Here is a 19,255-nt window from a genome sequence, read left to right as displayed (position 1 = left end):
CCGGCATGCTCATACCCGTGGCTTGACGGCGCGAAGGTAGAGCGTGCCGGCACCGACCTCGATGGTACCGCCGCTGATGTTCTGCGCCGTCACCCGTACCTGGTTGATGCTAGCCGTGCCGCCGGCACCTGACAGGAAGACCACGCCGCCGGTCTGGAAGCCGGAGGACTTGGCAAAGCTTGCCTGCACGAAATCGCCCTGCCGTACGCCTGGCAGTGTCACATCGCGTGCCGTGGTGGCGCCGGCGGCCAGCGAGGGCACCGTCCACCCCGTATCCGTGACCGTGTATTCCCGCGTGCCCCATTTGCGGCTGCCGCCATAGATCAGCGTCGGCGCGTGGAGCGGCGGGCAGTAGAGGCGCAGCGCCTTCAGCACCGCCGTCTCGTCGCCCCCGCGCACGCCGATGGCGGCGTATTTCGCGGCCGCGTTCAGCGTCACCCGTTGCAGCCGGTTGAGCAGCAGCCCGGAGACGGGGCTGTCGAGATTGACGTTGCCTTCCCAGAAGCGCGAGACGCTGCCCGTGCTGCCGGACCAGACGGCGTTCATGTTGGAGAACAGCACGGGTGCCGTGTCCAGCAGAACGTTCTCGCCGGCGTCGAACTGCATCACCACCGGGCGCAGCGCCGTGCCCTCGGCGGCGATGAAGAATTCCTTGCAGTCGCTGCAATCCACCACGAAGGCCAGCGCGCGGCTGGTCGGCAGGCCGACGCTGTCGGCGTTCAGCGTGAAGCTGCCGAGCCCCGCGAAGGCCAGGCCCGTCAGGGTCTGCGCCGCGTTGTTCGGGTTGCCCGACAGCACCGCCATCTGTTCGAAGCCGGTGCCGCCATCCGTGTCCACCGTCTGGCGGAAGGCGCGCTGCCGCACATTCTCCGCCGCCGCCACGAGGCGGGGCGTCTCGTGCGCCGCCGCGGCCTGGTGCAGCGGGATCGCCGTGCCGCCGGCCCGGGTGGCCGTGCCCGTATAATCCACCGCCGCGCCGGCGAAGCCGTAGGTGCCCGTGTAGCAGACCTCGTAGACGCAGTCGTTCGCCCCGCCCGCATGGCGCGCGACAAAGGGGCTGCACGCTTCCATCCGCACGCCGCGCGCCAGGATGCCGCGCTCGTCGCCCGCCTGGATGAGGAAGGGGATGGCGCTCACCGTGCCGGGGGTGCCCTGGCGCTGCAGCTCGAAGGCCGGGCCGATGAAGAGATGCGCGTTGTGGCGGTTATAGGCTCCCGGCTCGCAGGAGAAGCGGATGCCGTAGCGGTCCAGCGTGGTGTGGGTGCCGCTGGCATTGGCGAAGTGGCCGCCCAGGTAGCGGATGCTGTTGTTCCAGCCGGCGGCGCTGCCGGTATGGATGTCGAGGCCGATGCGGTTGTTCACGAAGCGGCCCAGGTTCAGCGTGCTGTCCTCGAAGCCGGTGGCCTCGCCGCTCGTGCGCGCGCCGATGGTGAAGCCCTCGACCTGCTGGATCTCCACCAGCGAGGCGTCGAGGTTGCGCAGCAGGAGGCCGATATCGGCCTCGTCGCTCCAGTCGGCGATGCTGGCGCGCAGCACGCGCAGCCCGCGATAGACCTTGCTCCGGTTGCGTGCCCCGGCGCCGTCGCCCAGAGTGAGCGCCACCTGCCCGGCGGGGCCGTCATAGAGGATGGCGCCGCGCATGGTCAGGCCCGGCGAGCCGCCCGGCAGCACCAGCGGGATGGTGGTGCGGAAGCTGCCCTCGCCGATCACCAGCTGCTTGCCGCCCATCGCCGCCGCGTTCATCGCCGCCTGCAGGGCCGCGCCGTCATCGGTCACGCCGTCGCCCGTCGCCCCGAAATCCCGCGCGGAAAGCCGCTCCGCCAGCTTGTCCTCCACCGAGCGCGGGATGCCGCCAGGGAAGGGGGCGGAAAGCGTCGCGTCCTCGCGCGAGAAGATCGCGAGGTCGCCCACCGCGTCGAAGCCCAGCACGCGGTTGGCGCGGGCAGTCTTCAGCGGCAGATGCAGCCGGGCCGCCGCCTCGCCGGGGTCGAGGCGGATGGCGTTGGCGACATCCCCGGAAACCTCCTGCAAGGCGGCTGTCTGGCGGTCCAGCTCGTCATCCAGCGTATAGGCGCGCAGCAGGCCATTCGGCTGGAAGTCGGTGACGCGCGCAATGGTCAGGCGCCGGCGCAGCAGCACCTGCGCGCCCTCGCCGGGCGGCGTGGCGAAGGTGACGGTGCCGCCGGAACTGCCATCGGCCCCGTCCACCACATAGCCCGAGGGGACCAGCAGCCCGTCGATCCGCACTTCCAGATCGGAGATGTCGAAGATGGGGAAGGGATAGACGAAGACGTTCTGGCCCGCGGCGGCCATGTAGTGCACGCGCGGCGCGACGTCGCCGATGCGGATATGCTCGGCCATGATGCTCTCCTGAAGGAATGGGGGCCCGGGGTTCAGCCGAGCAGGCTCTTCGCCGCGCCGGCGAAGCTGGAGCCCGCGCGCAGCCAGGTCGTCAGCGAGCCGTCGTTGTTCAGCAGGCTGCGCCGCCCGGCGGCGAGGCGCGCGTTGCGGACCGCGTCGTCCTCGGCGATGTCCTGCGCCGAGTCCTTCTGCAGCCCCGCGGCCACAGCCGCCGCCGAGCCGTCGTTCGGATCGAGGCCGGAGGCGGCGCTGCGGGCACGGATGGAGGCCAGGGTGCCGGCGAGCTGGTCCTGCCGCGCCCGCGTGTCCTGCTGCTGCTGCGCGGCGGCGAGCTGCGACTGTGCCGCCGCCTGTTGCTGGATCTGCCGGTTCTGCGTCTTGACCTGGGCGCTCTGCGCCTGCGCCTGATGGACGGTGGAGTAGATCGAGAGGCCGGTTCCCACCAGCCCCGCCACGGGTGCGAGCTGCGACATCAGTCGGTGGTCCTCGTGTTGGTCGTGACGGAAAGCAGGGTGAAGGGCAGTGGCTCGTCGGACTCGATGCGCCAGAGCGGCCGCAGCGCGTCCTTGCGCCAGCCCAGGGCGCGCAGCGTGACGTCGCCGGTGAAGGCGGGCGGCGGCGCGTCCAGCAGTGCCGTGTCCAGTCGCCGCAGCGGCACCGGCTGCGCGCCGCGCCCGAGATCCACCGCCAGCGCCTTGCTTTCCAGCAGGCGGAAGGTGACGCTCACCAGCCGCTGCGGCGCGCCGGCGATGCCGGGCGCGTTCAGCGCCTCCACCGGCATCGGCACCAGCCGGTGCGTGAAGGGCAGGCCCATCTCCACGGTGCCGGTTGCTTCCGGCAGGGTGACGGCGCCGCGCAGCACCGTGAAGCGCCCGGCCGGTGCACCGGAGGCGACCACGCTGACGTCGCGGCCTTCCAGATGCTCCAGCCCGTGCCAGGCGGTTCGCACCGTGTCGCTCGCGCCGGTCAGCGCCGCATCGGTACAGAGCGCGTCGTCGAAGCGCTCCAGCCGCAGCGTGCCGCCGCGCTCCACCGCGAACCAGACCGCGCCCTCGAGCTCGGCCACGGCGCGGAAGGCGCCGTCGGTCTCCTGCCGGGTCCAGGCGGTGATCTCCTCGGCGCGGTACAGCGTCAGCGTCGCCAGGCTGCCGTCGCCCATCACCACATGGAACAGCCGCCGCCGCTGGTCATAGGCGGTGTCCAGCGGGTCCTGGACCAGGTGGTGCGCGGTCAGCGCCAGGTCCCCGGCCTGATAGGCATCCTCCACGGTGGTGTAGGCGAACTCGTAGATCGCCGTGCCGGAGCGCCCGGCGAAGAGCGTGCTGCCATCCACGTCGATCGGCGGGATCATCCGCCCGGTGACGGAGCCCACCCGTGTCTGCCGCAGGATCTGGATCGAGGCCGGGGTGAGGGGCGCGCCCGTCACCATCCACTCGCCGCCCGAGGTGAAGACCTGCAGGTGCCGTCCCGGGAAGACGGCGCGAATCGCGTTCACCTGGTCGGAAAGCAGGCCGAACTCGATCGCCTCGTCATCCAGCCCGCTGCCCAGGTCGAAATTCCCGAGATCCCCGGACTGCGACATCCAGAGCCGGTTCGGCAGGTCGCGCGACCCGCCCAGCACCAGCCGGTCCTGATGGAAGCAGGCGGAAACCGGCCAGCCATGGGCGCCGAAGGCGGATTCGTCCCAGTCCGCTGTGGCATCGGTGGTGGTGAGCCGGTCCTCGACATCCGCCACCACGTGCCGCGCATCCGTCACCGACCGGATGCGCAGGCGCCTGCCGGCGATGCGGAGCTGCTTGCCAAGATGCGCCGCCACGAAGAGCGCCGCGCTGGCGGCGACGGTCACCTGTCCTTCCAACGCGCTCGCCTGCAGCGTCACCGCCTCCGGCGCGAAGCGGTGATAGGGCATCCAGGTGAAGTTGAACTCCGCCACCGTCCATTCGGTGTGGCTGGTGCGGGTGATGCGCTGCGTCACCATCTCGGGATGCAGCAGCAGCAGCGTGTCCGCGCTTTGCGTCCAGGCGAGCTGCGGCAGCATGGCGGCGGTCCAGGGACCGCTGGCGGAAGCCACCTGCTCGTCCCCCAGGAAGACCAGCATCCGTCCGTCCAGGAAGACCAGCAGGTAGGTCTGCTCCGTGTTGAACTCGAAGCCCACCAGCCGCGCCGCGCCGGGCAGCATGGCCACATGGCGCAGACCTGGCCGGCGGGTCACCCCGCCGGTCGGTTGCAGGATCAGGTTGCGGAGCATGCGGGCCCCGTTGTCGAAGGCCCGCGTGTCGCCGCGCCCCAGCATCTCGGGCGCGAGTTCGCCCGCGGTGAAGGATGTCTTGGCGCGTCGGCTGTCCGGCATGGCTCAGCCCCGCACGCTGATCAGGGGGAAGTCCTCGATCGCCCGCGGCGTCGCCTGCTGGCTGTCGGCCAGCCGGGCATCGCGGAAGTCGCTCCCGGCCAGGCGCTGCAGCAGCTCGGCGCGGGAGGTGCTTTCCGTCAGCGGGATGCAGAATTCCGCCGCCAGGCGCGACACCAGCGCCTGGGCGAAATGCGGCGGGAAAAGCGCCTCCTCCGGCCTGAAGATATAGGTCAGCGTCACGCTCGGCGCGTCGGCGTGCAGGCGGCGCTCCATCAGCCGGTATTCCAGCCCGCGCCCGCGCCGGCCGCTGCCGGCGGAAAGCACGCGCAGGCAGCGCGGCGGCAACTGGAAGGCGTAAGCCATGTCCGCCACCGGCACGTCCAGCAGACGGGGCAGCACCATCTGCCCGGTGGCGAAGGACCAGGGGTGTGCCGCGAGCAGCGCGTCGCGCGCCGCCGGATAGAGGCTGGCGGCGACCTCTGCCTCGGCCGTACCTTCCCCGAAGGAAGCAATCGGCTGTGCCCCGATGCGGAGCAGGGCGCGCGAGCAGAGAACGAGGGCGGAAAGCGCCATCGACAGAAATCCTGAGAAGGGGAGGGTGGGGTGGGATGGGCCGGACGGAGCCACTCCGGGGCGCGATCGGCGGAACATTCCGTCGTCCATTTGATCACGAATCGCTGATCCGTGAGGGATCTGGCGCAACCGCAGGTGGTTCCCGGGGTTCGTGCGTCACCACGCCGGAGGATGGCCGGAAGCCGCCCCCCGGCACGATGCGCGGCGGCCCCCCGGGGGGAAGGGAGGCCGGAAGCCGTCCCTTGCCCTGTCCGGCGGTGGCCGCTGCGCCCTGTGGCGGGCCTCAGCCCGCCCCGCGCCGCGTCCCGGGCCGGCTGGAGCAGGAGCCGGCCGGGATCGCGGCCCTCACTCCGCCGCGCGCATCCGCACCACGCCGGTCGGGTCGATCAGCACGGCGCCCTGGCTCATCATGTTGTTGACGAAATGCGCCGCGCGGTCGCCATGCCAGGTGATGTCGGTGGTGACCTCCTGCGCCACCGCATGGCCCACTGCGGTGCGGTGGTAGAAGAAGCAGTTCCGCACCGCCCCATCCAGCGTCAGGCCGGAATGCGGCAGCCAGGTCGCGCCCAGCCACTTCTTGGCCTGGGTGCCCTTCCACGGCAGGTCGGCCTCGCCGATGTAGCTGGAGCTGGCGAATTCCTCGATCTGCAGCAGCTGCGACCACTGCTTCCAGCCGACCACGGCATAGCGCTGGCCGTCATCGGGCACATCCGCCGCGCCCAGCATCTCGAAGGCGCGCAGCACCTTGGCGAGGGTCAACCCGTCCGCGTCCGTCAGCCCCGTCCCGGTGCCCGAGGCGGTCTGCGCCGCGGTGTCCAGGGCGGCGATGATCAGCTCGTCCGTCTTGCGGCCCAGCGCATAGGCGCCGGCATGGGCCACCACCGTCTGCTCGTCGAAGGAAAGCTTGACCTCGTCCAGCCGGTCGATCCACTCGCCGGCATAGTAGTCCTGCAGGAAGCACTCGACCGTCGCATGGTCGAGGTTCATCAGCGGCACTTGGCCAGCGCGGGACTTGGCCGCGGCCGTGCCCTTGCCGACGCGGGGGAAGACCGTGGAGGCACCGCGCACCCCGGTCTTGGAGCGCACGGTCGGGCGCAGCTTGCTGCCCTGGCGCTGGTAGGCCTCGTGCACCTCGGCCTCGAACTGCTTCACGAAAGCGGCATCGATCTGACCCACGCATCTTCTCCGTGCGGGAAGGTTGAGAGGAAACGCCAAAAGCCCGGTTCCCCCCTGCTGGGGGCCGGGTCTCGCGGCATGAACGGCAGGCGCCCGGCGCCGCTTCGGGCCCAGGGTTGTTCCTGGGGCGCGACGCGGGCCGGGTTGGGCCTGCCGGAAAGGGTCGGAAAGAGGACAGGGGCGGGTGGCGCCGAGGGGGATAGTGGCGTCACCCGCCCCTGTGGTGCCGGGCCATCCCATTGGGGGGAGGGGATGGTTCCGGCGCAGCGGGGTTTCCGGCCTTCCCGAGGGGGGAAGTGGAGGAAGGACCAGGACCGACCCCGCCGCAGTGGGTCAACCGGCTAACGCGACTCCACCACGCCGGTTGGCCTCCTGTCAGTATCTGCGTGCATCAACCGCCCGTGAGGCGCCGGAAGCCCTCCGTGACGCGGCGCACGAACTCCGGCTCGCGGGAGCGCCAGTAGCGCGGGTCGCGCATCATCCGGCGCAGCCCGGCCTCGTCCATCCCCTCCGGTGCCTCGGCGGCACGGGCCATGGCCGGTTCCCCCTTCCGCATCATGGCGTGCAGGGCCTTCACCCCCTCCGCCGTGGTGGAAAGCGCCTCGAAGACGTCGGCCGGCAGGTTCGCGCGGCCCCAGGCAGAGATCTGGCGCGAGAGCTGCGCGAAACGTTCCTCTCCGCCGAACTCCTCGCGCAGCCGGTCGAGCTGACGCTGCGCCTCGTACTGCGCCGCCGCCTCCGCGATCACCGGCAGCAGCTTCTCCGCCGCCAGGTCATAGACGAGCTGCGCCTGGTCCTGGGTGAAGCCCGCCGAGTGGAGCCGCGTGTTCACCTCCGGGTCGGAGCAGCACAACGCGTGCCGCTCGGCGATCCGGTAGCCGTCGGGCGCTTCCGGCGCGCCCAGCAGCCGGGCAAAGCGCCGGTGTTCGTCCTCCGGTGCCTCCGGGCCCGGGCGTGCCAGCCGCTGCGACAGCTTCCGCTCCAGCTCGCGATAGGATTTCAGCAGGCTGTCCAGACGGACCCGCCCGGACTCCGCATCCCAGAACTTCTCGGGCACCTCGGGCGGCCGGGCGGCGCTTCCGGGCGCCCCCCCGGGAACCGCCGCCGCATCCGGCGTGTCGGCATCCCCGCCCGGCGCCAGGGCCGCATCCAGCAGGCTGTCGGTCATGCGTGTGGTCACTCCTCGATGGCGGCCCTGACGGGGCCGAGGGCGGCACCCGGGTCGGAACCCGGATGCGACGGCAGTGGCGACGGCGACGGCGCCGTCGCGGCGTTCAGGATCCCGGCCGGCGCTGCGAGGATCTTCGCCAGGTGACGGGCGGCGGCGGGGCGATCCACCTGGGCCGTCGCCTCCGGCCCCAGCGCCGCGACGGCCTGCAGGAAGAGCAGCATGTTCGCCGCATCCGAACGGCCCTGGAGCCGCGCCAGCGGGGACTGATAGCTCAGGCTCGCCTCGTGCCCGTCCAGCAGGATCGGCGGCACCTCGCCGCGCCGCCGCAGGATGGACAGGCAGCGGGCGATCAGAGGCGTTAGCAGCTCCGCCTGCAGGCGTCCGTAGGTGGCGCCCAGCAGCCGCGCCGCCTGGGCCGATCGCTCCAGCACCTCGGTGGCCGTCATCCGCGCGTCCTGCGGCGGCCCCAAGCGGTCCGCCAGCAGCGCTGAGCGGATGCGTCCCCGCATGTCCGAGAGCACCAGCTGCGACACGTCGAAATTCCCCGGCGCGGCCAGCGGCGTCAGGCCGGAGGAACCGGGCGCCTTGGGGATGATCGCCCCCGGCACCAGCCGCACCGTCGCCGGGTTCAGCACTCCGTCGTCATCCGCCTGCCAGATGCCGGTGGCGGCGATCGAGGCGTTCTTCAGCACCAGCTCCACCACCTTGTTGGCGGTGCGGATGTCCGGCAGCGCCCGCATCACCGGCCCGCGGCCATAGCTCTCGCCCGGCGCCTTCATCCAGCGGAAGGCGATGAAGGGGCTCCGGGCGAAGCGTCCCCGCGCCAGCATCCGCGCCTGCCCGTCCACCCCGTCCAGCACCGCGGCGAAGCCGTAGCCCGTGCCGTCCGGCCAGACCGCCTCGACCACCCGCAGCCGGCCGTCCGGCTCCCCGGCCCCGGCGGGCGGCAGGTCCGCGCCCGGCCAGCGCGCGGCGACCGCCGCCCGGTCCAGCCGCGCGGCGCGATAGACCGTCTCCAGCCGGCCGGATGGGCCTTCCTCCAGCACGCATTCGCGCAGCGGCACCGCCTGGAAGCGTAGCGCCGAGGCCTCGCCGGGCGCGGCCTCCTCCACCAGCAGCACGCCAGTCCCGGCCACCACCAGGTCGAGAAAGGCCTGGTGCATCTCCAGCGCGAAGGAGGAGCGGTCCAGATGCCCCTGCAGTGTGTCGGCGGCCTGCTCCAGCGCTTCCGCCGCGGCCTGGGCCTCGGCGGCGAGTCCGTCCTGCCCTGTCAGCGCCCGGCCCGGGGCCAGGCCGAACCAGCGCGACCAGGGCGGCGTCAGCTCCGCCAGGAGAGAGGCCGCCAGCTGCTCCACCGCATCCGCCGCGGTGCCGTCGAACAGGGCCGGGCCGCCCGTGCCCGGCACCGTGGCCAGCACATGCTCGTAGCATTCGCGCCAAACCCCTTCCCAGGGGCGTCGCGCCTCCAGGGCACGGGCATGGCGCTGGAGGATCTCCTCGGGCTTCATCCCCTCACTCCCCCAGCAGCGTCTTGCGCGCCGCCGCCGGCAGCGCGGGCAGGGGGGACAGCACGCCCCGCTCCGAAGTGGCGATGGTGCCCGCCAGCCCGCGCCGGCGGCGCTCGGCGCCGTCCTGCCGCGCCTCGGTGGTGGCGGCGTTGGCGGCGCCCGCCGAGGCATCGGCCGCGGCCTGTTGTGGAAGGACGGGGGTGGCGACCACCACCGGCTTCGGCACGCTGAAGAGGCCACCCATGCGTTCGCGCTCTCCTGAAAGATCCCGCCAAAACGAAAGGCCCGCGCCGGAGTCCGGCGCGGGCCTTTGAGCCTGGGTCAGGGAAAAAATTCCTTCGGGCGCAGCTCGCCCGTTGATGACGTGGTGTTTACATGCGGCAGGGTCCCGAAGTCAAGAATATTTTCCCATCAGCATGAAGATTTTTCTGCAACCTGAGGTAGAGTCTATAAGGGGTCAGCGCGAAAGGCGCGTGCGGTCCCAACAGGGCCCTGCAAAGCGAAACGCAGGAAAGGGGTGAAAACCATGGCAGGCCGGGAGCCGGATCGGAAGGTGCGAAGGGACCCAGGACATGGCATCCTGCGCGCCGCCAGAATCCCGGCAGGTCGAAATTCCCGCCGACTTCCAGCCGCGTCACCAGCAGCCGGCCCGACAGCGGATCAATCACCGTCCACCCGGCCCCGTCGCGCAGCGCCGCGAAGCAGTGCCGGAAACCGGGCCGCAGCAGGCGCAGCCAGGCCTGGTCCGCCCGGCCGCCAAAGCCCAGCCAGAGCTCCTGTTCCCCACCGGCCCGGCGATGCGAGAGCCGCCGTGGCACGGCCCCCGGAGGCCCGCCAGGCCCGCCAGGGCTGTCCCCCGTGGCTTCTCCCGGAGGTTGCCGCGGACCTGTTCCGCAGGGTTCGGCCCGCATATGCGTCAGGACCGGGAAAGCTCGTCCAGATGCACCACCTCGCCACCGCCCCCCGGGGAGCCCGCCTCGCCCGCCACGATGCCCTTGACCCGCAGCGGCCATTCCAGCCGCTCCAGGGCTTCCCGCCACAGGCGATGGTCGTGCTTCTCGCGCGCGGAACGCGGGTCCGGCGCCTGCCCCCGTTCCCCCCAGATCCGGAGGATCCTCGCATGCGCCAAGTCGATCCGCCGCTGGCGATAGAGCCTGTCCAGGCACTTCACCACGTCGTCCGGCTCGCAGGGGCGCTGCACCTGCCCGCGCCCGGCCACGATGCGCGCGCCGTCGCGGCGGGCGATCAGCGCCGACATGGTCCAGAACCAGGCCTCCTCGGCATGGCGGAAGGGCTCGGTCTTCGGGACCGAGAAGCGCCTGGGCGGAATGCGGCTATCGGAAACGGCGGTGGTCATCGGGGGCTGTCCTCGCCTTATGGTTGAACTAAATGTGAATATTACCCTCATGACGGGAGCAGTCAACGTTTCCTTAAGAGATATTTCCTATTGCCACCAGAATCCCTGCCTAGGATAATCGCCTCATGCAGCACTACGACATCTGGCGCGCCATCGATGCGCTGGCGGCCGAGAATGGCCTGTCGGCCTCGGGTCTGGCGCGCAAGGCGGGGCTCGACCCCACCGCCTTCAACCCCTCCAAGCGCACCGGGCCGGACGGCCGCGCGCGATGGCCATCGACGGAAAGCGTCGCCAAGGTGCTGGAGGCCACCGGCACCAGCCTGGATGCCTTCGCCAGCCTAGTGAGCGGCACGCCGATGAACTTCCGCTCCGCCGCCGTGCGGCCGGTGCGGCGCATCCCGCTGATCGGCCTCGCCCAGGCCGGCAGCGCCGGCTACTTCGACGATGGCGGCTTCCCCTCCGGTGCCGGATGGGACGAGATCAGCGTGCCGGAGATCCCCGATCCCAATGCCTATGCGCTGGAGATCTCGGGCGATTCCATGGAGCCCGTGTTCCGCGACGGCGACACCATCATCGTCTCGCCCGCCGCCCCGATCCGGCGCGGCGACCGTGTGGTGGTCCGCACCCGGGGCGGGGAGGTCATGGCCAAGGAACTCCTCCGGCAATCCGCCCGGAAGATCGAACTGGCCAGCCTGAACCCGGCGCATCCGAACTACAGCTTCGATCTGGCCGAGATCACCTGGATGCACCGCATCGTCTGGGCCAGCCAGTAGCAGGGCCGGCATGGCCCCCGCATCGCCGGATGCGGCGGTGCGCCGGTCTGCCGGGCACTGCGTCCCGGGTGCCCCCGGGCCGGATCAGACGGTCTCGGCCAGCGCGATGACGCGCTCCGGATCGCGGTCGGCGATGCAGGCGATGCTGCGGCCATCCGGCATGGGAACGACGGTCAGCCCGGCATCCTCGTAGGTCCGCTGCATCCCGGGCCCGATATCGGCGAAAGCCGGCTCCACGCCCGCCGCGTCGCAAAGGTCCCGGAACCGCCAGACCGCCGCGACCCGCGCCTTCTCCTCGCCCTGCGGGTCGCCCAGCCCCAGCCAGAGGTCGGGATAGCGGCGAAAGGCGAAGCCCGCCTTGCCACCCTCGGCGAAGACCGCCCCCAGCTCCTGCTGCGCCCCCTGGCGCGGTAGCCTCGCCCCCAGCGAGCGCAGCTTCTGCTGGCTCGCCATGTCGTAATCGGCGGGCCGCGCCCGCGCCGGGCGCAGCAGCCGGAACACCGCATAGAGCATCAGCGCGGCGGACACGCCCACGGCGAAGCGCAGCGGCGAAGGCATGGAGGCCGAGAGCACCACCTCCCACCAGGAGGAGGTGCCGACCGGCTCCCGGTAGGCCACGGTCGCCAGGGCCAGGCCGCAGACGATGCCCGCGACCAGCGACAGGATGCGGCTGCCCTTGAGCGGCTCCCCGGTCAGCCGCGCGTCGCGGTAGAAGCTGCGGTTCATGGCGGCGAGCAGCACGAAGACCAGCAGCACCGCCCCGATCACCGGCCATGGGTCGTTGCGCACGAACAGGATCGCAACGCCGTTCAGCAACAGGAACAGCCCGGCATAGCAGGCCAGCCGCAGCCGCCGCAGCAGGCCCCAGGACACCGCGATCAGCAGCGTCCCCACCACCGAGGCGGCGAACTGGTTGGCCAGTGCCACCCACTCGCCCAGCCAGTGCGCGATCGCCTCGTTGCCCGCATGCACCGGCAGGGCGCCCACGAAGAGCAGCAGCAGGCCGCACAGCCCGGTCAGCATGGCGAGTGCCGGCGCCTCCAGGGAGTCGGCGATCCTCGCCTCCACCTGGATGCGCGGCAGGCCCTTGGCACGCCGCTGCGCCAGTTCGAAGCCCAGAAACAGCACCCCGGCCACGAAGAGCGGCACGATGTAGTAGTACAGCCGGAACAGCAGCAGCGCGCTCAGTGCCTCCGGCGCCGACATCCAGGGGCTCAGGCTCAGCAGCATGAAGCCGTCGAAGACGCCGAGCCCCCCCGGCACGCTCGCCGCCAGCCCGGCGGTGTAGCCGGCAACGTAGATGCCCATGAACATCAGGAAGGTGAGGGGCGGCGCCCCTGGCATCGGCGCTGGCAGCAGCACGTAGAAGATCATCGCGGTCACCGCGACATCGACGCTGGCCAGCGCCACCTGCGCCAGCGCGAGCTTCAGCCCCGGCAGGTCCACCTTGTGCCCGAAGATATGGAAATGCGGCACGAAGCGCGCCAGCACGACATAGGCGCCGACGATCAGCCACATCAGCACCGCCACGAACTGCGCCGCCCAACTCGGGATCAGCTCCCCGTCGCCCACCCAGGGCAACACCTCGGGGTGCGTCATCAGCACGAGGCCGCCGAGCGCGAAGCCGCCCAGCCCGAAAGTCAGGCTGGTGAAGGCGATCACCCGCGCGATCTCCGCCGAGGTGAGACCCCAGGCGGCATAGAAGCGGTAGCGCACCGCCGCCCCCGACACCGCCGCGAAGCCGATGTTGTGCGCCAGCGTATAGGCGCAGAAAGCGGCCAGCGCCGTCCGGCTGTAGGAGATCGGCTTGCCCGCATAGACGCTGCCGAGCCGGTCGTAGATGGTCAGCACCGCGAAGGCGAGCAGCGTCCAGCCCAGTGCCAGCCACAGCCTGTGGCCAGAGGTCGCCTCCAGCGCGGTGAGCACGTCCGAGACCTTCAGGTCCCGGAATTCCCGCTGCACGACATAGACCGCCGCGACGAGCAGGACGAGGCCGAAAGCCGTCGCCCCGTGCTTCCTGACGACCGCCGGGATCTTCACGCCCCTGCCTTCTCCCCTTCGGCGGTGTCCGGGGCGGGCCGCGACAGCGCCTCCCCGATCAGCGCGATGGTCTCCGGAATGCCGTAGAGCGCCACGAAGCCGCCGAAGCGCGGCCCCTTCTGCTGCCCCAGCAGCACTTGGTAAAGCGCCTCGAACCAGGCGATCGACACGCCCGGCCGCCCGTCCTTGCCCGTCTGCAGGAAGGGCTCGCGCCGCCCGGCATCATAGACGAGATCCTGGATCGCCGCACCGCGCTCGGCGGCCGGGATGGCCTCCAGCCGCGCCCGGTTCTCGCGCAGCAGCTCCGCCAGCACCTCCAGCGCCTCGCGCTCGCCCGGCGTGGCCGCGCGGTAGCGCTTGGCGGGCTTCACGAAGTCCCGGTAATAGGCCAGCGCATGCTCCACCAGCCGCGCCAGCATGGGCTCGCTTTCCGGCGTCGCCTCGGGCTGGTAGCGGCGCACGAAGCCCCAGAGCATCTCCGGTGTCTCGGCATTCGCCACCACGGCGAGGTTCAGCAGCATGGAGAAGGGGATCGGGCTCCCTCCCATGTTCGGCACCTTGCCGCCTTGGACATGCCAGGCCGGGTTCGCCGGGTCCGCATTCGCGCGCAGCTTGTCCAGATGCGCCAGATAATCATCCGTGGCGCGCGGGATCACGTCGAAATGCAGTCGCTTGGCGCTCTTCGGCGAGTTGTACATGAAGAGCGACAGGGATTCCGGCGGCCCGTATTCCAGCCATTCCTCGATGGTCAGCCCGTTGCCCTTGGACTTGCTGATCTTCTGCCCCCCGGCATCGAGGAACAGCTCATAGGTGAAGCCCACCGGCGGCTCGGCGCCCAGGACGCGGCAGATCTGGGAGGACAGCTTCACACTGTCGATCAGGTCCTTGCCCGACATCTCGTAGTCCACGCCCAGTGCGTACCAGCGCAGCGCCCAGTCGGCCTTCCACTGCGCCTTGCAATGGCCCCCCGTGAGCAGCGTCTCGAACCGCTCTCCCGTCTCCGGGTCGCGCCAGACCAGGGTCCGGTCGGCGGGGCGGACCTCCTCCATCGGCACCTGCATCACCACGCCGGTCTCCGGATGGATCGGCAGGAAGGGCGAATAGGTCGCCCGCCGGTCCGGCCCCAGTGTCGGCAGGATCACCCGGAGCACCGCCTCGTGCTCCTCCGCCATGCGGATCAGCGCGGCGTCGAAGCGGCCGGAGGTGTAGTAGTCGGTGGAGGACGCGAATTCGTACTCGAAGCCGAAGCTGTCGAGAAAGGTGCGCAGCCGGGCGTTGTTGTGCGCCCCGAAACTGTCATGCGTGCCGAAGGGATCGGGAATCCGGGTCAGCGGCCGGCCGAGATACTGCCGCAGCATCTCCCCGTTCGGCACGTTGTCCGGCACCTTGCGCAGCCCGTCCATGTCGTCGCTGAAGGCGAGCAGGCGGGACGGCAGGCCGGTCATCGCCTCGAAGGCGCGCCGCACCCAGGTGGTGCGCGCCACCTCGCCGAAGGTCCCGATATGCGGCAGGCCCGAGGGGCCGTAGCCTGTCTCGAACAGCGCCGAGCCTTTGCCGGAGGCCGCCAGGCGGTCGGCGACCTTCGCCGCCTCCTCGAAGGGCCAGGCGCGGGTGCCGCGGAGGTTGGGGTCGGAGCTGTGTGACATGGCGGGACGCTGATACCGGCGAAGGAACGGTCAAAGGAAGCCCCCAGGGACAGCCTGGAGCTCGGCCCCCCACGAAGGTTACCCCGGGTTTAGGCGTCAAGGCCCGCTCCGCCTAGTGTCCCGCCCATGAACTCCGCCGCAGCGGCGGCCTGCCTGGACCGGCAGGCCGCCGGAAACGCTGGCCGCGCCCCGATCCCGGAACCGTGGCGCCAGGACATCGCCGCGTGGCAGCCTGCCCCGGAACGCGGAAGGCGGGCCGGGGGCGGCACCCGCCACCCCCGGCCCGGCGCATGCCCTCAGTAGCCGACGGTGAAGCGGCTCCGGGAATGCTTCGGCGCCTCGATCTCATCCGCCATGGCGATGGCGAAATCGGCGAAGGAGATGCTGCTCTTTCCGTCGCCGGCCACCAGCAGCGTATCCTGCCCCAGCCGGAACGTCCCTGTCCGCGGCCCGGCGAAGAACAGGGCGGAAGGCGAAAGGAAGGTCCAGTCCAACTCCTTCTCCCGCCGCAGACGGTCCAGGAAGTTCGTTCCCGCCTGCGCCTCGGCGCGGTAGGCCGCAGGGAATTCCGGAGTCGTGATCAGACGCACGCCCGGTGCCACCTCCAGGCTTCCCGCCCCGCCCACCACGAGGTAGCGCTTCACCCCGGCCTCCTTCACCGCCGCGATCAGGATCTCCGGATCGCTCTGGGTGAAATGCACCGAACTCACCACCGCATCATGCCTGAGCAGCAGCGCCGCCAGCCCCGCGCCGTCGAAGACATCGCCCTTCGCCGGCGTCACGCCGGACAGGACAGGGACCTTCTCCGGGTGCCGCACGATGGCCGTCACCGCGTGACCGCGCCGTGACAACTCGGCCAGGATCTCGGACCCGGCCTGACCCGTGGCCCCGATCAACGCGATCTTCATGCCCAGACTCCTCTTCTGGCGATTTCCGATGGACACCAGATAACCATTGGAAACCATCCGGAAAGAAGGCACTTTCGGGGATGCTGATCACCCCGGAGAAACCACCCTGACAGACCGCCCCCCTCTCCTCCTGGGCAACAGGTTGGGCGACAGCTTCAACCCGTCCTGCCCGACCCGCATGGTGCTGGACCGCATCGGCGACAAATGGGCCGTGCTGGTCCTCATCCTGCTGGAGGCCGGGCCCCGGCGCTTCAACCAGCTCCGGCGCGAGATCCAGGGCATCTCCCAGAAGATGCTGGCCCAGACCCTGCGCAGCCTGGAGCGCGACGGCCTCGTCTCCCGCCGGGCCTTCGCCACCGTCCCGGTCACGGTCGAATACGCCATCACCCCGCTGGGCCGGACCCTGGCGGAGACGGTGGATGCCCTGCGGATCTGGGCCGAGAGCCATATCGGCGAGGTGGCTGCGGCGCAGCGCGCCTATGACCGCCGCCAGGAGGAGGAGGCGGCGCAGGCGGCCTGAGCGGCTCCACTCCGGGCAGGTCCGGCACCACCGCCCCGCAGAAGACGCCGCCGCCGGGTCCTGCTAGGATCAAAGGGTGAACTCCTCCCGCATGGGCGTGCCTCGCCTCCTGCTGCCCGAGGCACCGGCCCTGGTCGCGGGCCTCGGCCAGGCCACGATCCTGACCCCGGATGGCGAACTGGACGTGGTTCCCGCCGCCGACCTGCCCCGGCGTCTGGCTGACCTGCCGCCGCCCCTGCTCGTCCACGCCCCGGCCACGGCGCGCCGCCTCGGCCTGCCGCCCTTCCCGGTGGCCTATGACCTGCTGGAGCTCTTCGCCTTCGCCCTGCCGGCCCAGCCCGCCGCGCCGACGCCGCGCGGCCTCGCCATGGCGCTGGGGCAGGAGATGCCGGCGGACGACGAATCCGCCGCCATCCTGCTCCCCGAACTCGCCACGCTGATCCTCCGCCGCCTCTCCGCCGCACGGAACCTGCCGCTGAACCGCGACGCCGCCATCCTCGCCGCCCGGCTGCGGGAAGGGATGGACTGGCCCTGGGCCGCGTCCGTGATGGCCGCCCTGGGCAAGGAGGATGCGCGCCCTTCCTCCGATCCGCTGAAGGTCTGGCGCCGCCTGCCGGACTGGGAGGACAGCGCCCCGCCCACGCCCCCCGGCTCGCTGCCCGTTTCCGCCGCCGAGGCCCGCAGCCGCCTCGCCGAGATCCTCGGGCCCGATGCCGAGCAGCGCCCCGCCCAGGCGGATTTCGCCTCCGCCGCTGCCCTGGCCTTCGCGGCGCGGGAAATGCCCGGCGCCCCGCATGTCGTGCTGGCCGAGGCCGGCACCGGCACGGGCAAGACCCTGGGCTATGTCGCCCCCGCCTCGCTCTGGGCCGAGCGCAACGGCGCCCCGGTCTGGATCTCCACCTATACCCGCAACCTCCAGCGTCAGATCGACGGCGAACTCGCCCGCCTCTACCCTGACCCGGAGGAGCGCAAGCGCCAGGTCGTCATCCGCAAGGGGCGGGAGAACTACCTCTGCCTGCTGAACCTGGAGGAAGCCACGGCGGGCCTCATGCCCTCCCGCCTCCTGGCCATCGCCCTGGTCTCCCGCTGGGCGATGGCGACGCGGGACGGCGACATGCAGGGCGGCGACTTTCCCGGCTGGATCGCCGAGCTCTTCCCCTACGGTGCGGTGGCCAACCTCACCGACCGGCGCGGCGAATGCATCCATTCCGGCTGCCCGCACTGGCGCCGCTGCTTCGTGGAGCATTCCATCCGCCGCGCCGCCGGGGCGAAGCTGGTCGTGGCCAACCACGCCCTGGTCATGGTCCAGGCCGCGCTGGGCGGCGGCGAGGACGGTCCCGCCGTGCGCTATGTCTTCGACGAAGGCCACCACGTCTTCGATGCCGCCGACGCCGCCTTCTCCGCCGAGCTTTCCGGCGCCGAGATGTCCGAGCTGCGCCGCTGGCTGCTGGGCGCCGAGGGGGGGAGGGGCCGCGCCCGCGGCCTGCGCCGGCGGCTGGAGGAAGTCCTCTCCGACCATCCCGCCCTGTCGCCCCTGGTCGATGCCGCGCTGGAGGCCGGCAATGTCCTGCCCGCCCCCGGCTGGCCCACCCGCCTGCACGACGGCGCCCCGCGCAACGCCGCCGAGCGCTTCATGGCCGAGGTTCGCCGGCAGGTCCTGGCCCGCACCGCCGAGGCCGACCCGCTCTACGACGCCGAATGCGACCTGCATCCACTCAATCCCGGCCTGCCGGAGGCCGGGGCGGAGCTCCTCGCCGGCCTGGATCGCCTCCTTGCCCCGCTGCGCGGGCTGCACGAGCGCCTGACCGCCTTGCTGGAGGACCCGGAGGCCGAGCTGGAGGTGGGCGACCGCATCCGCCTCGACACCGCCCGCCGCAACCTCGACCGCCGCGCCGTGGTGCCGCTGGGGGCCTGGGGCGCCATGCTCCGCCGCCTCGCCGTCCTGGCGCCGGAACCGGGCGTCCGGCCGGTGCATGTGGACTGGCTCGCCATCACCCGGCGCGAGGGGCGGGAGGTCGATGCGGCCATGCACCGCCACCACCTCGATCCCACCGAGCCCTTCGCCTTGGCGGTCGCCGCCCCGGCGCACGGGCTGCTGATCACCTCCGCCACGCTGCGCGACGTGGTGCTGGCCAGCGACGGCCAACCCGATCCCGAGGCCGCCTGGGAGGCCGCCGAGGCCCGCACCGGCGCCTCGCACCTGCCCCTGCCGGCGGTGCGGGCCGCCGTACCCTCCACCTTCGACTACGGCGCTCAGACCCTGTCGCTGGTGGTAACCGATATCGGCCGCGACACCGGCCAGCAGGCCGCCGCGATGGAGGCGCTGTTCCGCGCCTCGGGCGGCGGCGCGCTGGGCCTCTTCACCGCGATCCGGCGCTTGCGCAACACCTATGACCGCATCGCCCCGGGGCTGGAGAAGGCGGGCATCCCGCTCTACGCCCAGCACGTGGACGCGATGGACAACTCCACCCTGGTCGACGTCTTCCGCGCCGAGGAGGATTCCTGCCTGCTCGGCACGGATGCGCTGCGCGACGGCGTGGACGTGCCCGGCCGCTCGCTGCGCCTGTTGGTCTTCGACCGCGTGCCCTGGCCGCGCCCGACCATCCTGCACCGCGAGCGCCGTCTGCACCTGTCCGGCGGCCGGCCGAAGGAATGGGACGACGCCGTCGCCCGCCACCGGCTGCGCCAGGCCTTCGGCCGCCTCGTCCGCCGTGCCGACGACCGCGGCGTCTTCGTCCTGCTCGACTCGCGGGCGCCCTCGCGCCTCCTCGCGGGCCTGCCGGACGGCGTCGTGACCCACCGCGTCGGCCTCGCCGAAGCCACGCGCCGGACCCGCGAATTCCTGGCGGGCTGAACCCCGTCCGGGGCGCCG

General features: G+C 71.5%; 15 protein-coding genes. 3 read left to right on the top strand and 12 right to left on the bottom strand.

The genetic code is table 11. The features are described 5' to 3' along the window. Positions 1-9: 9 nt before the first annotated feature. From BT98_RS0104115 to BT98_RS0104075, 9 genes are all read right to left on the bottom strand, one after another. Entirely contained in the window at positions 10-2,361 is a 2,352-nt protein-coding gene (locus tag BT98_RS0104115) for a glycosyl hydrolase family 28-related protein (protein ID WP_019461473.1), read from the bottom strand. 32 nt (positions 2,362-2,393) lie between these two features. Then, positions 2,394-2,834 carry a hypothetical protein gene (locus BT98_RS0104110; protein WP_019461472.1) on the bottom strand — a complete coding sequence of 147 codons (441 nt, stop codon included), beginning with the start codon at positions 2,832-2,834 and terminating at the stop codon, positions 2,394-2,396. Further along, positions 2,834-4,711, bottom strand: coding sequence for a hypothetical protein (locus BT98_RS0104105; protein WP_019461471.1), 1,878 nt, complete (start codon positions 4,709-4,711; stop codon positions 2,834-2,836). The genes BT98_RS0104110 and BT98_RS0104105 overlap by 1 nt, the downstream gene beginning before the upstream one ends. Positions 4,712-4,714: 3 nt before the next feature. After that, positions 4,715-5,284, bottom strand: coding sequence for a hypothetical protein (locus BT98_RS0104100; protein ID WP_019461470.1), 570 nt, complete (start codon positions 5,282-5,284; stop codon positions 4,715-4,717). Between the two features lie 345 nt (positions 5,285-5,629). After that, the gene (locus BT98_RS0104095) at positions 5,630-6,460 is read right to left on the bottom strand and encodes a phage capsid protein (RefSeq protein ID WP_027297156.1); all 831 of its coding nucleotides are present in this window, start codon (positions 6,458-6,460) and stop codon (positions 5,630-5,632) included. A 391-nt stretch (positions 6,461-6,851) separates the two neighbouring features. Continuing rightward, positions 6,852-7,628: a capsid assembly protein gene (locus BT98_RS0104090; RefSeq protein WP_019460705.1), complete on the bottom strand. Its 777-nt coding sequence runs from the start codon at positions 7,626-7,628 to the stop codon at positions 6,852-6,854. A gap of 8 nt (positions 7,629-7,636) precedes the next feature. Further along, positions 7,637-9,139: a portal protein gene (locus BT98_RS23190; RefSeq protein ID WP_019460704.1), complete on the bottom strand. Its 1,503-nt coding sequence runs from the start codon at positions 9,137-9,139 to the stop codon at positions 7,637-7,639. Positions 9,140-9,143: 4 nt separating this feature from the next. Next, on the bottom strand, positions 9,144-9,383 hold the full coding sequence (locus tag BT98_RS0104080; protein ID WP_019460703.1) for a hypothetical protein: 240 nt from the start codon (positions 9,381-9,383) through the stop codon (positions 9,144-9,146). A 672-nt stretch (positions 9,384-10,055) separates the two neighbouring features. Continuing rightward, entirely contained in the window at positions 10,056-10,496 is a 441-nt protein-coding gene (locus tag BT98_RS0104075; RefSeq protein WP_019460702.1) for a hypothetical protein, read from the bottom strand. Between the two features lie 125 nt (positions 10,497-10,621). Between BT98_RS0104075 and BT98_RS0104070 the strand changes: the two genes are divergently transcribed. After that, positions 10,622-11,269: a S24 family peptidase gene (locus tag BT98_RS0104070; RefSeq protein ID WP_019460701.1), complete on the top strand. Its 648-nt coding sequence runs from the start codon at positions 10,622-10,624 to the stop codon at positions 11,267-11,269. Positions 11,270-11,353: 84 nt separating this feature from the next. On the opposite strand, the gene BT98_RS0104065 is transcribed toward BT98_RS0104070, so the two are convergent. The 3 genes from BT98_RS0104065 to BT98_RS0104055 all read right to left on the bottom strand — a co-directional run bounded on the left by BT98_RS0104065 (position 11,354) and on the right by BT98_RS0104055 (position 15,863). After that, positions 11,354-13,309, bottom strand: coding sequence for a lysylphosphatidylglycerol synthase domain-containing protein (locus tag BT98_RS0104065; protein WP_019460700.1), 1,956 nt, complete (start codon positions 13,307-13,309; stop codon positions 11,354-11,356). Further along, positions 13,306-14,955, bottom strand: a complete 1,650-nt coding sequence (locus tag BT98_RS23185; RefSeq protein WP_019460699.1) for a lysine--tRNA ligase — start codon at positions 14,953-14,955, stop codon at positions 13,306-13,308. The genes BT98_RS0104065 and BT98_RS23185 overlap by 4 nt, the downstream gene beginning before the upstream one ends. A gap of 296 nt (positions 14,956-15,251) precedes the next feature. After that, entirely contained in the window at positions 15,252-15,863 is a 612-nt protein-coding gene (locus tag BT98_RS0104055) for an NAD(P)-dependent oxidoreductase (RefSeq protein WP_019460698.1), read from the bottom strand. Between the two features lie 142 nt (positions 15,864-16,005). On the opposite strand from BT98_RS0104055, the gene BT98_RS0104050 reads away from it, so the two are divergent. Further along, positions 16,006-16,383 (top strand): winged helix-turn-helix transcriptional regulator, encoded by a 378-nt coding sequence (locus tag BT98_RS0104050; RefSeq protein ID WP_019460697.1) that lies wholly within the window; start codon positions 16,006-16,008, stop codon positions 16,381-16,383. Between the two features lie 91 nt (positions 16,384-16,474). Next, positions 16,475-19,237, top strand: coding sequence for an ATP-dependent DNA helicase (locus BT98_RS0104045; protein WP_019460696.1), 2,763 nt, complete (start codon positions 16,475-16,477; stop codon positions 19,235-19,237). The last annotated feature ends 18 nt before the right edge of the window (positions 19,238-19,255 follow it).

Origin of the sequence: Roseomonas mucosa ATCC BAA-692 (genome assembly GCF_000622225.1) — a bacterium.
Taxonomy (GTDB): domain Bacteria; phylum Pseudomonadota; class Alphaproteobacteria; order Acetobacterales; family Acetobacteraceae; genus Roseomonas; species Roseomonas mucosa.
The sequence above is the reverse complement of the archived record's forward strand: the minus strand, read 5'-3'. Positions and strand labels throughout refer to the sequence as shown.